The sequence below is a fragment of the uncultured Marixanthomonas sp. genome, assembly GCF_963974425.1.
GTDB lineage: Bacteria > Bacteroidota > Bacteroidia > Flavobacteriales > Flavobacteriaceae > Marixanthomonas.
The window spans coordinates 45809-61940 of sequence record NZ_CAXBCK010000015.1 but is presented as its reverse complement, the minus strand read 5'-3'; the positions used below and the strand labels follow the sequence as shown (position 1 = coordinate 61940).

General features: G+C 31.6%; 11 protein-coding genes and 1 tRNA gene. 5 read left to right on the top strand and 7 right to left on the bottom strand.

What is annotated here, in order from left to right; translation table 11 throughout:
- Positions 1–120 precede the first annotated feature (120 nt).
- Complete coding sequence (gene hisS / locus AACZ92_RS06015; protein ID WP_339698370.1) at positions 121–1491, top strand: histidine--tRNA ligase; 1371 nt, start codon at positions 121–123, stop codon at positions 1489–1491.
- A 62-nt stretch (positions 1492–1553) separates the two neighbouring features.
- Here hisS and AACZ92_RS06010 read toward each other — a convergent pair whose 3' ends face one another.
- Positions 1554–2213 carry an HAD-IA family hydrolase gene (locus AACZ92_RS06010; protein ID WP_339698367.1) on the bottom strand — a complete coding sequence of 220 codons (660 nt, stop codon included), beginning with the start codon at positions 2211–2213 and terminating at the stop codon, positions 1554–1556.
- A 200-nt stretch (positions 2214–2413) separates the two neighbouring features.
- Here AACZ92_RS06010 and AACZ92_RS06005 point away from each other — a divergent pair, with 200 nt between their 5' ends.
- Together AACZ92_RS06005 and AACZ92_RS06000 are read left to right on the top strand one after the other, a co-directional pair.
- Positions 2414–2863, top strand: coding sequence for a Na(+)-translocating NADH-quinone reductase subunit F (locus AACZ92_RS06005; RefSeq protein ID WP_339698365.1), 450 nt, complete (start codon positions 2414–2416; stop codon positions 2861–2863).
- 123 nt (positions 2864–2986) lie between these two features.
- Positions 2987–3060, top strand: a tRNA-Met gene (locus AACZ92_RS06000).
- A 560-nt stretch (positions 3061–3620) separates the two neighbouring features.
- Here the strand turns inward: AACZ92_RS06000 and AACZ92_RS05995 are convergent.
- The 5 genes from AACZ92_RS05995 to AACZ92_RS05975 all read right to left on the bottom strand — a co-directional run bounded on the left by AACZ92_RS05995 (position 3621) and on the right by AACZ92_RS05975 (position 10568).
- Positions 3621–3815 carry a hypothetical protein gene (locus tag AACZ92_RS05995; RefSeq protein WP_339698363.1) on the bottom strand — a complete coding sequence of 65 codons (195 nt, stop codon included), beginning with the start codon at positions 3813–3815 and terminating at the stop codon, positions 3621–3623.
- 2 nt (positions 3816–3817) lie between these two features.
- The gene (locus tag AACZ92_RS05990; protein WP_339698360.1) at positions 3818–4564 is read right to left on the bottom strand and encodes a hypothetical protein; all 747 of its coding nucleotides are present in this window, start codon (positions 4562–4564) and stop codon (positions 3818–3820) included.
- A gap of 1 nt (position 4565) precedes the next feature.
- Entirely contained in the window at positions 4566–6410 is a 1845-nt protein-coding gene (locus tag AACZ92_RS05985) for an AIPR family protein (RefSeq protein ID WP_339698357.1), read from the bottom strand.
- Positions 6411–6503: 93 nt separating this feature from the next.
- On the bottom strand, positions 6504–9947 hold the full coding sequence (locus AACZ92_RS05980; RefSeq protein ID WP_339698354.1) for a Helicase associated domain protein: 3444 nt from the start codon (positions 9945–9947) through the stop codon (positions 6504–6506).
- Positions 9948–10154: 207 nt separating this feature from the next.
- Positions 10155–10568 (bottom strand): helix-turn-helix transcriptional regulator, encoded by a 414-nt coding sequence (locus AACZ92_RS05975; RefSeq protein WP_339698353.1) that lies wholly within the window; start codon positions 10566–10568, stop codon positions 10155–10157.
- A 150-nt stretch (positions 10569–10718) separates the two neighbouring features.
- Here AACZ92_RS05975 and AACZ92_RS05970 point away from each other — a divergent pair, with 150 nt between their 5' ends.
- Both AACZ92_RS05970 and AACZ92_RS05965 read left to right on the top strand, forming a co-directional pair.
- Positions 10719–12443: a HEPN domain-containing protein gene (locus AACZ92_RS05970; RefSeq protein ID WP_339698352.1), complete on the top strand. Its 1725-nt coding sequence runs from the start codon at positions 10719–10721 to the stop codon at positions 12441–12443.
- Positions 12444–12480: 37 nt separating this feature from the next.
- Positions 12481–12828, top strand: coding sequence for a hypothetical protein (locus AACZ92_RS05965; protein WP_339698349.1), 348 nt, complete (start codon positions 12481–12483; stop codon positions 12826–12828).
- Positions 12829–13797: 969 nt separating this feature from the next.
- On the opposite strand, the gene AACZ92_RS05960 is transcribed toward AACZ92_RS05965, so the two are convergent.
- Entirely contained in the window at positions 13798–16131 is a 2334-nt protein-coding gene (locus AACZ92_RS05960) for a hypothetical protein (RefSeq protein WP_339698346.1), read from the bottom strand.
- Position 16132 lies beyond the last annotated feature (1 nt).

Genomic DNA, 16132 nt, shown 5'->3' with positions numbered 1-16132 from the left:
TTACAAATTAAGGTTACCCATTAGACTAATAACAGTCGTTAAAGTTACAAGTTAGCTAATAATTTAAGATATTTGCAACTCGAAATTATAAATAGAACCTTACATTTTAAACCATACAACGTGGCTCAAAAACCATCTATACCCAAAGGAACCCGCGATTTTTCACCTGCTGAAGTAGTAAAGCGCAACTATATTATGAATACGATAAAAAGTTGTTTCACTACCTATGGTTTTCAACCCATTGAAACACCCTCGTTTGAAAATAGCAATACGCTAATGGGAAAATATGGTGATGAAGGAGATCGTTTGATTTTTAAAATTTTGAATAGTGGTGATTTTCTTCGGAAAGTGGACGATACATTATATTCTGAAAAAGATAGTGGTAAATTAACCCCTAAAATTTCAGAAAAAGCGCTGCGATATGATCTTACAGTTCCATTTGCTCGTTACGTAGTACAACACCAAAACGAAATTGATTTTCCGTTTAAACGCTATCAAATTCAGCCGGTTTGGCGAGCTGATAGACCTCAAAAAGGGCGGTTCAGAGAGTTTTTTCAGTGTGATGCCGATGTGGTAGGGAGTAAATCGCTTTGGCAAGAGGTGGAGTTTGTACAACTGTACGATGCTGTGTTCAACAAATTGAACTTGGAAGGTGTTACCATTAAAATGAACAACCGTAAAGTATTAAGCGGAATTGCCGAAGTAATAGGCGCCGAAGATAAATTAATCGACTTTACCGTTGCTTTGGACAAACTAGATAAAATAGGGGAGGACGGCGTTAAAAAAGAAATGCGCGAAAAAAGCATTTCTGAAGATGCTATAGAAAAACTACAACCGTTGTTTCAAGTAAGTGGAACAGCTTCGGAAAAACTAAATTTATTAAAAGACTTACTTGCTTCTTCTGAAACAGGAATGCAAGGTGTTAACGAATTGGAGTTTATCGTAAATACTATTTCGGAAATTGGTTTACAAACCGCAACCTTAGAAATTGATGTAACTTTAGCTCGTGGCTTAAACTACTATACGGGAGCCATTTTTGAAGTCGCTGCCCCCGAACAAGTAAAGATGGGAAGCATTGGCGGCGGTGGTCGCTACGATGACTTAACTGGCATTTTCGGACTCAAAAATATGAGTGGCGTAGGTATTTCATTTGGGTTAGATCGAATTTACTTAGTGTTAGAAGAGTTAGGTTTGTTTCCTGAAACGGTTTCTGCTAATACAAAAGTCCTTTTTATCAATTTTGGTGAAGAAGAAGCATTGTATGCTATGAAAGCCGTTGCAAAACTTAGAAAAGAGGGTATTACTGCTGAACTATACCCAGATGCTACAAAAATGGGCAAACAAATGAGTTATGCAGATAAACGCAATATACCCTATACAGTTTTAGCCGGCGGAAACGAAATACAAGCTGAAACATATACGCTTAAACATATGAAAAGCGGAGAACAAGATGCGGTTTCGTTTACAGAGTTGCGAGCTAAGTTGATGTAATTGTCGATTACATGCTAAAGATCATATTTATAGATAGTTATTAACTGTTTTCCGAGTAAAAACTACTCAAAATGCTCCTTAATAACTTGATAAGAAACAGCTTCAAAATTAGAAACTACAACATCTGCTTTAGAGTAATCTTGATCTTTTGAATGCAAACTATTGTAACCTACACAGAAAATACCTGCAGCTTTTGCGGCGGCAATTCCGTTAGTTGAGTCTTCAATCACCATGCATTCTTCTTTTGAGTAACCAGAAGCTTCAGCAGCTTTAATAAAAATTTCAGGATGTGGTTTTGATTCTTTTAAATCAGCTCCGCTAAATTTAGCCTTAAAATATTGATTTAAGTTAAACCGTTCAAAAATACGGTTGATGTTGGGCATAGATGCTGATGAGGCAAGAATCAATGTGAGGCTATTATTATAATAGTCTTTGATTAAATCTAGTACTCCATCTAAAAGATCCAAATCACTGTCTGTAGCAAATAGGTGCTTAAAATGCTTTCGTTTAATAGCCATTAATGTTTCAGGAGCTTCTGAAAGTGAAAAATGATCGCAAAGTTGTTTACAAATGTTAATAGTAGATTGTCCTGTGTATGAATTGTACATTTCTTCAGAAACATCAATATTAAAATCGTTGAACATACTAAAATAGGCTTTTTTATGAAGTGGTTCGGTATCAATAATTACTCCATCCATATCAAATAAAACAGCTTGTAGCATAGTACTTAGTTTTGACGCGAAGATATAAGTTTTAAAAGAAGAATATTTTTTCAACGTATTAAATTATCCTTAATTCACATCTTATGGGAATTTTATTGAAAACTATTGTTTTCAATAAAATTTGCTAAAATAGATAGGATGTGTTCTATATTTCATTAATTTTAAGTGAGATAGCAGTAACATGAAAAATATTGAATAGTATGAATACTTCACAGCGCCTAGAAAATGCACTTTCAAAATTGTATAATGCTTTTCATAATAACACATTGAATCCGGAGTGTTGTTTACAATGTGCCGTGGGTAATATTTGTGATAATAAAGATAGCTGGAAACACTTCAGTGATGTCCATGGATCGCTAGAATTAAACTATGTAGGTTTGGTCCATCAACGCTTAGGCCGTTCTGTTAATGGTTACACACCCCAACAATTACTGGAAATAGAAGCAACTTTTTTAAAAGGTTGCGGATTTTCAGTTCCATTAAACCGAAAAGGAACAAAACCTAAAAATCCGACTTCAAAAGAAACACTTTTTAAAGGCCTTTGTGCTGTTGTGGAGTATTTGTGTGTGCTCGATAATATTGAAATTGTGATGGATTACACAAAATTATTTGAAACTGAAGACCAATTAAAAATGAGTTTTACATCCTAATAAACTTAAAAAGTTTATTAGCAAGAACCACTTAGTTTGAAATAGGCTTTAAAAAAAAGAAATTAATTTAATTTTTGGTTTTTTTCAATGGTTATTGTTTCTATATTTGCACTCGCAAAATGCGGCGAGGTAGCTCAGGTGGTTAGAGCGTCGGATTCATAACCCGGAGGTCTGGGGTTCAAGTCCCCATCTCGCTACTTGATAATCAAGCAGTTACATTTATTTGTAACTGCTTTTTTTATGTCAGGTACAACATAGGTAAAACTTTAACATTTTTTAACATCCTAAATGTTCAAATACCTATAATTCAATGCAAAGTTAACTATCTGCTTATTTCCAAGTTTTAATTAACTATACATCAATACCAAATTAGATCTGGGAGGAATCAAGATAAAGAGGATATTCTTTCCTGGTGAGGTCTCCATAATCACGAGTTGATAAAACGGAGAAGTCAGCTGAGGATATAGCGCCCACTGGTAACTAGGTGCAGAAACACTACATAGGACTCACAAGTGGAGAAGTATTGAACATAATTCTCCCAGAAATTAGAATGGGAGCATTGATTTTCGTTGACTGGGTGATCGATTCCCACGAAGACCTGTATCCTACTCGTAAGGTAGGGAATAGTTTCAATTGGTGTAAAGAGCGACTGGAAAGATGGGTCATGAACCGCCGTATACTCGACCCATATGTAGGGGGTGAGCGGTGCACTCCGTCATTTAATGGGGGAGCCATCACTCGATTGCCAGTAGTTTTTTTAGTCGTAAGAAACTTTAATGTTCTTATATTTTTCCAATTCGTGAGATAGGTAGTTTCCTCTTGTTTCATTGACTGTTATACGAAATCCTATTTCAATTTTCCGCTTTTTGTTTGCGCTCAAACTAATTTCCCGCACATTTGTTTTGGATGATGTTGTTTGATCTGAAGTCGTTGTTTTCTTTTTAGTTGCCATAATTAAAGATTTGTATGTTTATCCACAAATGCTCCATAAATAATCATATGTTGTTCCCAATCAGTTCGATTTTGTTCATTAAAGGTAAATTTTGTCTGCGAATCAACCGATAAAACCGCGTTAACTTTTGTTTGGTCTTTATTAAAAATTGGAATAGCAGAACAAAATTCAACATTTCCGATTTTAATTCTATGTTGGTCTGTTAATGCGTAATCATTTTCTGCTAAATTTAAATCTACCCATAATCTTTTATCATTGTAGCATTTCCCTACCAGACCCTGAATTTCTGTCTTATTTATTTCGAAATGTAGAGTTTTATGATGAAATCTATCAGAAATTCCTTCTATAGTAATAAGCTCTAATATAGTTCTTTTATTAATTTCTCTATTCCACCAACCTACAATTCCTTTTTGAGGACGGAAAACTCTTGTGCTATATGAAACGTTATACTCTTTCAATTTATTCTTAATAAGTTCGAAATAAGTGTATTTATGATAATCTAACAATTCTACAAATTGCTTATCCTTTTCAGATTGTTTGCTTTTTAATCGAGAGTGTTCTATTGGTAGCCAAAGACCAGCCCAAAATATTCCAATAATGAAACAAATCAGTTGAGTCCGTTCAATATCTAAACTGGATGAAAGAATGTTTTTGTCAACAAGCCAATTTAGAAATAAATCATTTTTACCAATGAAGATTAATAAACTTGCTAATAAACTAAATCCAATTATTCTTATGTAATCTTTCATTTTATTGGATGGTCATAATTTCAATGTTATCAAGATTCACTTTTGTCTTTTTTATTTTTTCAACAATTTCTGATTGATTTTTATAACCATCAAATAGTTCTAGATAATTTTCAGTCGTTCGAAAGTGAGTTTGTAATTCTCTGATGTTTCCTGATAGGTAATGAGTATTTATAATGCTATTTATAAAAGCTCCTTTATTACTAAATTTACTTGGTTCATAATTAGTTTTTGAAACTATTTCAACTAATTCATATATAGCATTGTTAATGACTTCATTTGATACTAGTTTAAAGTTTCCTTCTAACTCGTCATCGATTAGTTTGTAAAGTAGGTAAACTATATATTCCTCACCTACATTTAATAAATTATCAAATTTTGTGGAAAATTCAGAATCTACAGAGTATTGACTTTTTCTATATTCCGACTTAAAAATTTCTATTAAGGAATAAACAAAAAACAATTGACTATAGAATGGTGAATCAATATCACCTTTTAAAATTTCATATAATTGGTGTTCCGATTTATTTGTTGCTTGAAAAACCTCTTTATACATAAGTTTTGGTGCACTTAATGCAATGTGTGGTGATTCATAAAATGCAGAATACCAGAAGGGAATTAAGGATGTGTTGTGAATTGTTTTGGTAAGTGTATCACTATTGTTTACAAATACTTCACCTCGTTTAGTTATATATCCAATCCCTTTATTTTCGAAAAGCTCTTTCGCATAAATATTGAATTTCTTGTTACTAATTTTATCCCTAAATCCAATTGCACTTTGTGTGTTGGTAGCATCTGTAATTAGTTCAACGAGTTCAGGGTCTTCAGTTTCATATAATCGAATAGTTATGTAAACATCATCAAGTATGTTTTCGTCTTTTAAGTATTCTTGATAAAGAATATAAGTAGTTTGTAGACCATTAACAATTACAGGATTTTTGGTTGGTAAATTATAAGTACCTAACTGCGGATTGTAAGGTAAAGTAAACTCATTGCAGATAATAGTTATCCCGTTATTCAGGAAAGGAAAATAAACGTTTTTATCACTATTTATTGTTTCAAGTATTTTTTCATTGGTTAAATTCTTTTTACCTAAAAAACCTCTGATATTTTCTGCAAATATTTTTTCAAAAGTGTCATTTTTCGATTTCTCAAGGTCAAGTAATTCACATAATTGTTTCGCAGGAATTCTGAAAATTGCTGCTTTTACTTGATAAATAGAAAAACTAATTAAACCCTGATTGTCTTTTTTCGAAGTTATATTCGAGTTTTCTGGTTTAAAAATAAAATTGATTTGTTTTCTTTTATTAAGAGATGTGACTAATCTCCTTATTTTTTGATACAAATCATTAGAATCCCAAATTTCAAATTCATCCTCAATATGAAAATTATCTGTCAATATCTTATTTGAGGCATATTTAGGGTCATCATATTTTCCGTTGTAAACAAAATATTGCTTACAATCTATCATTTTACCAGAAGTAATAATATGGCTAAATCGTTCTATTGACTTGTCAAGTCCTGATATATGCAGCTTATTTGATTTGTTTCCGTTGAAAAATATTTCTCTAAAATCATTTCGAAACTTTTCTATTTGATTCTGTCCAACTTTTTTTGAATTTTTACATTGAAAAATATGCATTGTATAGTTTCCATAATCTTCACTGAAAAATATTCCATCAATACCACCGTCTTCGTTTCCTTTAATTAATATATTGTCATAAACTTCATCAAAACTTCTGTCTAGAATTGCAGAAATAGAAAAAACTTCAAACGCATCATCTAGGTTGATGTTGAATTTTTTAGATATTTTATTCAAATAACTATCAATAAAAAGTTTACAGTTCATATTTTTTTATAATTAGGCACAACGTTTACTGTATGGTGTCGTAGCATCCCGCAGGGTGCTATGCACTATACAGATTGTTGTGTTTTCGTGTTTTTATTTTTCAAGTTTGTCAATTTCATATCCAATCTGCTTGAAGCGATTTATTTTGTCAATTGATAATGTCCCTTTTTTAAAATGTCTTTTCTGAGCATTAAACCAATTGTTTAATTGTTGAAATTGCTTGTTTGATGGAACTTTGAAGTGACCGTTATCTCGTTTAAAATTGACAAGCAATTCTATATTTCCTCCAAAATTTTTATCCTGAGGAAACCAAACAAATTCTAATTCTTCAAGTAGTTTTATTTTATCAGCTTTCAAAATGTCATTTCTATAATTTTGTCGTTGTTTAAAGCACCATTTACCTAATGCAGGGTTTTCTTTAAAAATTACCGGAATATTTGAATGCTTATGTTCATTGTAGTATGTTTTTAAATCACAATACAGAGCTTGCCAATGTGTTTCATTTGGATTCCAATCAAACCCAATTTCTTCAAGCTTGTCAATCTGTACTTGACTTAAACTATCTTTAACAGCTCTCTGTCTTACAACCCAAGTACCAATAGCTATTTTATTAATTTTTGTTCTTGCTGGTACATCAGTATTGCCGTTTGTCATTTTATATTGAACTAACAAACCGTAGTTTTTTAACCATTCATTATAATAATTCTGTTTTCTAGCTGCAATTCCATTATCTCCAGTTGTTAATTTCTTTCGAGGACTTTTTCTTGATTTTTTAGTAGGTTTTAAATCCTTTTGATTCTTTTCCATTATATCTGGAAAACCTTTTTCCACCCAATTATTGAACCTTGCCCAAGAAATTAGTTTAGTAGTGTAAATTGTCTTAGTTCCAACTGTTTTTGATTCACCAAAAAAATCTGGGTACATTTCAATAAATTGAGCAGAATTAAATGGTGTAAGAACAAATACATCATAAACAAATTTAATTTTCTCCAGTTCCAATGAAAGTTGTGAAAGTTTCTTACAAAAGTTTTCTCTTCTATTAAGGGCTTTAAATTCTTGTCCTAATTCAGTCAATTGAAATATTGATTTCTTTAATTCTATGATTTTTAATATTCTAAAATCCCTTAAGAACTCTTTGTCGGTGACTGAAACATCTAAGCCACTATTAATAAAATCATTAAACATTTCAAACGCTATAAAAGGATTACTCCTTAAAAAAATCGTTTCTTTCTCTTTGTCGAAATTTTTTAGTGCTTTTCCTTTTTGAGGTATAACAATTCTATCGCTAATGTCGATATTTAAAAACTTCAACCAGTTTGCGAAGTAATTGGAATATGTTTTCCAAGTCTTTTCTTTGTGTGAAACACTTTTAAATATATCCTGAAGAATACTTGAAATCTGAGAAATTTCTATGGTCTTAGATTTAAGTTCTGTAAGTTTTTTATAGGTAGAAAATTCTAACACCTTTCCTCGAATAACCTTTTTAAAGGTGCTTTCATTTATATTATACTTTTCAGGTACAGAAAATAAGTCCTTGCCAGGAACTTTTTTAACCAACTCAAAATTTCTAAGTTCTATCAATATATTTCCCAAAGTACCCTCTCCTAATCTGGCATCTTGGTTTGCATGTAACTCACTAAAACTTTGTTTTCGGGCTTTTTTAAAAGAAAGAAATACGTTAAGACATGGCTGAGCTCCTTGTTTAAAAATATATCCTCTTCTAATTAATGGTACTTTGCCATTTACTAAATAATCTCTAAAAATATCCCAATAAACATTGTAGTTGAAGCCTGAACGGATAATTAACCGTTTGTCAATTAATGATTTAACCTCTTTAGACAACTTGTACTCACTGATATCGTTTTCATCAAATAAATCACCTTTGGTTGCCTTGTTTGCAATTAATTCTAAAGCTTTTTGTTCCTTATGAACTATATTAGAAAGGTCAGATTTGAACAATGATTTTATATTTAAATTATCGTCGATTAAATCGTCTAAATTTTGACCATTTTTGATTTGCTCGAAAATGTGAATACATAGCTTTTTTATAAGCCATGGAAAACCTTGACTGTTCTCAATAAGTCTATTTTTGATATCACTATTTAGTTGTAGAGCAGCGTGTTCATAAATGGATTTCTCAAGTTGCTTTAATATTCCATTAGTTTCTTTAACTCCAAACTCTGGTACAATAAACTCAAGTGCCTGTTCTTTAGCTTGCTGAAACCATCCATAAGACGGGATGTCTGGTTGAATATAAAATTCAGATTTCCAAGAAAACCCAACAACAATATTTGATTGAGTTTCACTTACATCAGATAAGAATTTATAAAAGTATTTGAAAATATCAGTTTTACGAAAAACATCTTCAAATTGGTCAAAAATGATAATTAGCAGTTTATCCGATTCTTCTAAATAAGATAAGTAATCTCTAATAAAATCTGAATCTAGAAGACTATAATTTGATGTAAACTTGATTGCAGATTTATCTAATTTTTTATTGGATATGAATTCTTTTTCAAAAGTTTTTGATATTGCTTTTTGAAATGCTTTGGCTACAAAATTTTCAGTAATTGCACTACGGCAATCAAAGGCAATAGTAAAAAATCTTTTGTTATAATAACTTCTTTCGCAGGTTCCTTTAATAGCATTTACAAGTGAACTTTTGCCCCAACCTGAATTTCCTTTTAAATAAAATGCCCTTTTGGATGTGTCTTTAGAACGAACTTTTCTAAAAAACTTAAATGTGTCTGACTTTAAGTTTTCTCTCCCTACAAAATAGTCGTAATGTGCTGGTTTGTAATCAAACCAATCATCTCCAGCTTGAACTTCTGCAACTATTTCGAAATCATCTGTACTTTTTATTTTTTGTTCTTTCTTACTCTTATCTTCTTTAATTGACCTAAATTCTAATTGTTGAATTTCAGGAATTTTTGCTAAAATTGATTTAATTTTTGTTACATCAACTAAGGATTGTCCAGTTTGGGCATCAAAAATATAGTAGTAGGTAGGGTATGCAAGGCTAGACTGTCCAATATAAATTATATAATCGCCTAGATATGATACTATCAAAAATTGTTGCGTAATATGACCTAAAGCATCATAAGAAATAGTTTTTATTTTTTGAGAATCCTTTAACAAGTCAATGAGCATACTTGGCCCATAAAATGTAACATTTTTGAACGATTCATTATTGTCAAACTCATCTATTTTTAAGGCTGATGCTTGTTTGTCTAATTCAACTGTATGTATGAAATATGCATAATCAGGTTTCTTTGTAAATACATTAAATCCAAAATTCTTAATTTCAGTCGACTTGACCTTTTGTTTTGCTTTGCATTCAACGTAAAGATTTTTTTTATCATACTTATGTGTTGCAATTAAATCTACTTCCAACCCCGTGAAATGAACATTGGGGTTAATTTCATACTTCTGTAGTTCCAAAACATTTCTAATCAATTTTTCGAAACAGTTACCTTTTTCAAAGTTTTCCATTCCTTTAGTTGATTTTTGAGGTATGACAATTATTTCACTTTTCATTAAGTCTATTTCTTTTCAATTTGGCTCTTAGTTATCAATAATGTCAAATGAAACACAACGTATGCATAAAGACAATTGCGTTTATACAACCTATTAGTTGCTAAAAAATAAAGAGGGGAGTATGGGTAAATGTAAGAAAAAAAATGAAACCTCCTGCCTATCGGGAAATCAGGCAGTAGTATAGGGAATAAAAAACCTAAAAATAAATTACTTATTATTGAGCAACTTCTCTAAATAAGTGATTTTTTCTTGCTCTACTTGTATTAGCCTTTCATACAACTTTTTGTTTTCTTCTACAGTTTCCATTAATTTATCCAATGGGTTGAAAGTGCAGGTATTATTATGACCAAAATTACTGCTAGAAACTTTCTCATTAAAAGTATTAAAGTAGTTTATAACCTGTTCTTCTGAAAAATTCTCGATGGCTTCTTTAGTTACTCCTAAGATTTCAGCCACTTTTTCCAGCTTTTCATCTTCCAAAGTTTCACTTTGTTCAATAGTGGAAACACTCTGTTGGCTGATGCCCAGTTCTTCAGCCAGAGTCTCTTGTTTCATTCCGCGCAGTTCACGTATGCGGCTGATCTTTCTTCCGATGTGGTTGGTCTTTGCTGTTGTATTCATAGTATAAAAATAACTAAATATTCTAAAAGTAGCACCAAGCTACTACTTTTTAGTAAAAAACAAGTGGGTTTTGGTAAATAACAATACCGATTGGTTCGGTACGGTATTTTTTTAGGCTTACTTCAACAGGAATAATCAAAAGTACCTGTTATGAAAACACCCATCAAAATCCGAAATAATTTTCCTTATAAAAAAGAACTAGAAGGATTTATAGAACAAATTATCACCTTTATATCAGTAGAAGCGGTTTATCTCTCCAAAAAACATAACGAGGAAGAAGAGCAACAATATTGGGTAGTGGTTCTAACTGCTCAAGATATTCAGCACATTCCCCCACAACTACTTTCCTATGCCAATACATTTTCAACTGTTCATATGCATTTAAAAATTCGGGTCTATGGCATTTCATATGCTGCCATTGAATGTAAAAAAGGATGTTCCTTTTTTATGCAACAACTCTTTTTTGGTCAATGTGTCTATGGAGAACCGCCCCAATGGCTAGCCTATTTTAAAATGAAAAAATTTCCTGCGATTATACAGAAATTGAAAGACCACATCGATTACGAACTGGAAAAGATTCAAGCTTTTCTCTCGGCAGCCATTATGCACAAACAACAAGGAGCCTTTGAAGTAGCAGCCTTTAATTACCATCAATCCATTGAACTGTTTTTTCGGGTGGCTGAATGGCTGCTCATAGGAAAATGTAAAATCACCCATCACATTTTAGACCACATTACCTACCTGCAAGCTTTTGAGGGTTGTTTCAATGATATCCTTACGATAGATAATCCAGATAATAGAGTGATATTTGAAAAATTGGACAGCGCCTATTCAAATGCGCGGTACAGTAATGAATTTTCGGTAAGTAAAAATGAATTGGAACAGTTTCACCAAAAGGCAACCCAACTGATCACTTTAGCCAAAGAGCGATTTGAATTTGAGTTGGATATTGTACAATCACTCTACAACCAACAACCATTACAAACTAAAAAAAAAGAAAACAAACCTTTAAAAGGCACTTTATATACTGAGAATATACACCTTATAAAAGCTACTGAGCTTCTTAAGACAAAATTTGATTTGCAAAATGCCTATCTCCTTCACAAACAATCTCAGTCCACAATTCAGAAGCGATATTTGGACTTTTTGGAGGGTTCAAAAAGTCTTTTCAACACCTATACGGTAGTACTGTTTACCCCTAAAAAAATAAAGCTGCCTCCACAGCGACTCACCGATACTTTATATAAAAAAAGCAATCAAGGATGTAAAATATACTGTATTTGCTATACAGTAGGGGAAGCTGTTACTGCTATGGATGAAGGGGATAACTTTCTCTGCCACATACGAGACCGGGCAAAGCAAGTGTACTCTCATAATTTTTCCCTTCAAGAATTAAATCAAAAAGCAGTCTACTACAAGCCGCTTTGGGAAGCGATGTACAGCAATTGGAGCATTCGCTATAGAAGAGCCCGATACCTGTGTTCTATCTTTACATACGAACAATATTTAGCAGAACCTTCCGCTCAACTTTCTATATTATATACCGCTTTTTGTCAAATCTATTTAGGGCTGTTGTTTGTCTTTTGGGAGTATACCCCAAAACGGTATTCCCTTGAGTATCTCATAGGCCTTTGCAATGGTATCACATCAATCCCCTACAATGGGTTTGACTTTTCTACTATGTTGCCCCCTAGTTGGTATGAAAGTTTACTTGAACTGCCCAATCATTTAAAAACAGCGAAGCAAACAACACTAAACAAAGAAGAGATTGATCAAGTTGCAAAGGTATGTAATGCATGTATAGACCATTGCCGGCAATTGGCCGAATCAGAATTGGAAAGGAGCAAACCCATCTATTATAGAGTAGCCCATTAAACTTAACTATCCTAATAAACAACTAAAGCAATAAACGATGAAAACAAAAAAAACACTTAAAAAACTTAATAAATCCCGGGATGTTCATTTGTATCGACTCAAGCCAGAAAACAATAATAGAATGGGTGACCATTATGAAGTTTCCTTTCCAGTAACCGGTCATATGGATTTGATGTTCCTGATCGGTAATTTACTTAAAGTCTGCATACGTGCCTTAAGCGAAGGAGAGCATCCTGATGATCCGCTTATTCCACAACCGTATTATAATGTACAGGAAGTATTACGCCATATTTTAAACCTCATCCCTTTTGGAGAACAGAAATTTATAGATGAAGTCACAGAGCTACTGGATAAGCTTGAAAAGAAAAAAAATAATCCGAAATAGTATTTTTTAAGTTAATGGGATAAACTATTGTAAACAAAAAAAGCGAAGGAAGCATTATATGTTTTAAAAAGCTAACAACCCATAAAACTGGAAACCGTGATTTAAAATGATGAAAATTGGTTTTCACGGAAATTTGTCGCAAAAAAGAGCCTGTTTTCAGGGGTTTACAAGGCGTTTGACGCAAATTCACGGAAAAGCAAAAACCCACATAGTTTTAATTAATTGAAAATGAGTGTATTATAAAATATAACATCGCAGCGCGTGTTATCCTCTTGCTACTCGATTCCTTCATTACATTTCAGGATCTTCATACTTTTCAACCAAGGTCGAAAAGCTATTTTGGGTACTTTAAACACCTTTTTTTTTAGTAATAAATTGAAGTTGATTATCTACAAAAACTGACAATCATTTAAATAAACTAATTTTCATATTCATTTTGGATGGTTCATTTGATATAATTTGACATACCTTACCTTTTAAAATCACATACTTATTATATCTTGAGCGTTTTCCTTTTCTTTTGATTATGAGTTCTAATTTTTTTATAAGTACCAATATTATTTGTAGTAAAATGATATAGATCAGGACACAATTCAATTTCGTTCACTTACTTCCCATAGCGCTCTCGCCGTTACCTTTTCAGTAACCGACATTAAAATTATGAACGAGTAAGAACTTATAATAGAGAGTGCGCGAACGGTTATGCAGTTCGTCTCGGGCAGAATTTTAAACTTTGTGTAGAAAAAGGTTGTGGTAATCTTTTTGCTTGACGAACGCTGTCGCTTTTTCTGCGACTGGGTTCAAGATAATATAGTGAACCGCTTTTCTTGGAATGAAGCTTTTTGCGAAATGCAGAGGAATGGGGTGGAACGGGTAGTAATTGGTATGCTAATTTTATGTTATGAGCTGATTAGGAATGCTATTCGGCTCATATTTTGGGATATTTTGAGGTGATTACTAATGCTTATTTTACAATGGTTTAATATCATTAATATCACTCTCCATACCCTGTTCTTTGCTTGGATTTGAAATACCTAACTGTATAATTCTCCGATTCTTTTTCCAAAGTAAAAGCCAATTAAAAGATATTGTAGTTTGAACTAGAGGTTCTTTGTCAAGCTCTTCTTTAGAATAGCCAGCATTTAACCATTCTGATTTAAGTTCTTCATTTTTATTTAACTCAATAATTGAACTATAAAGTTTTAAACTTTTAGAAATAGGTTTTAATGCTAATTTAGTCTTTTCTTTTTTGGAAATATCTCTCTTCTGCAATCTAGGTAAATCATCCCTATTTAAAATAAAGAAAATATTTCTAAAATGATTATTAGTACTATGTCTTAAAAGTATATCAATTTCGGCATTTTTAATTTTTTCTTTGATTTGATAATCAACATTAAAACCTAAAATTATTATATTCTTTTTTTTAGTTTTACCACTTATTGTTTTTTCTAAAGCGCCTAAAATATTATCTGAACTAACTAAATATTTTTCCGTTTTAGCAACTGAGAAAGAAGTTGGAATATTTTTTTTCACAGAATTACGCACAATACTTTGTGCAAGTGCATCATCAAAGTTTAAATGAGGAATATCATTATCAACAAATGAAGATTTAGGCATAATGTCAACTCCTCCATTTACAACTAATTTTAGCGTGTCCTCATAATCTAATTTTTTATCATAATCAAGAAGTATATTCTTATACTCATTAAATGCTTTTTTAATAATAAACTTTGACCTTTTATTAAATTGAGAAATTTTACTTTCAGACAATTCTTTTACTTCTTGAGTATAATCTAATTTTTTTATAGCAGCTTCTTCTACTTCTGATAAATGCTTCTTTATTATCTCCTTTTTTTCTTTATTTATACTATCTAATCCAACCTCACTCAGTAATTTGTCATTTTCAAGAATTTTATCTAAATAACTCCTAAAAACAGGTATTCCATTGAGTATTCCTTTTAATTCTCTTTTTTCATCTGGTAGATTTGGCATTCCAGTATGATTATGAAAAGTCATAAATCGAACTAATGTAAATTGGCGGATATATAATACACAGATATACGAGCAAATCCAAAATTTTATTTTATGGCTCACTCCGTAATTATCTAAATCAGGGAATTTGAAATAAACTTCAATATCTTCCATTCTTAGATTTGAACTATTACTAAATCTTTCAAACCAATAAAAAATATCACTAATTGATTGAGGTAGTAAAACATAATTCGGTGGTGATGAGGATGAGTAATTGAATAGATAATTCATTACACTATATTTATTTTTTTGCAATAGTAATCCTCCTAGAGTATAATGAAACTCTAAAAACCGTAAGCGCTCCTTTTGTTTAATCTCAATTTCTTCCTTGTTAATAGGTTCCGTCTCACCATCTGCATACTCAGGATAGACCCTAAAAGCATAGGTGTAATATTGATTTGCTTTTGACCAATACATCTTTAAATTCCTATCATTATCTAAATTAAGAATCAAAATCTTCCAAACCCATCGGTAAGTTAGTTCTGAAATTTTGAGTTGATGATAGTCTTTGCCATATAGCCACCATCCACTTGTAGCATTAAACTCAAGACTTGTAGTAAGGTAATTAGTTGTGTTTTTTGTTTCTAAATTAATTCTGTAGATTAATTCGTATAATTCTATTGGATATTCAACCCCTTGAGTCAATAATTTTTTATATTCTTTTTTCTTTTTTTTATTCTCGATTAAACTGTCTAACTGTTCCTTATGATTTACTCGACATTTCTCAAATTCACTCCAATAAAAATCAAGTAATAGTTGTTGCAAGTGATTATCTTGGCTTTTAATTGTATAATAGGCAAAATCATTGATTCCTCTTAAAAAGTATTTTTTGGTTTCTGCTTCAGGATGATCAATCTTTTCGTATCTACTAATAAGGTGTTTCAATAGTCTAACTGATTTTCCATTATATAATGATACGGTCTGCATCCAAAAAATAAAGCAGAAAATCAATATCAGGGTAAGGGCTAGAATAATTAATTCTGCTGAATTATTGATTATTATATTATCCCATCCAAATAATGGTTTCCTATTAAGGATTAAAAAAAGAAAAGAGGTTATCGTTGAAAGTAATATCAGTTGAAAAAATGATACTCGGATTGACCAAAAACGAATTTCTTTAGAAATCCATTCTAAACGGAATAACTCTGATAAATAGTTAGAGTCGTACTTATCTCCAATTTTATTAATTTCAGTTATTATAATTGGATATGCAATGCCAAAGATAGCAACGTCTATACCTACACATATTTCAACGATATATTTCAAACTCATA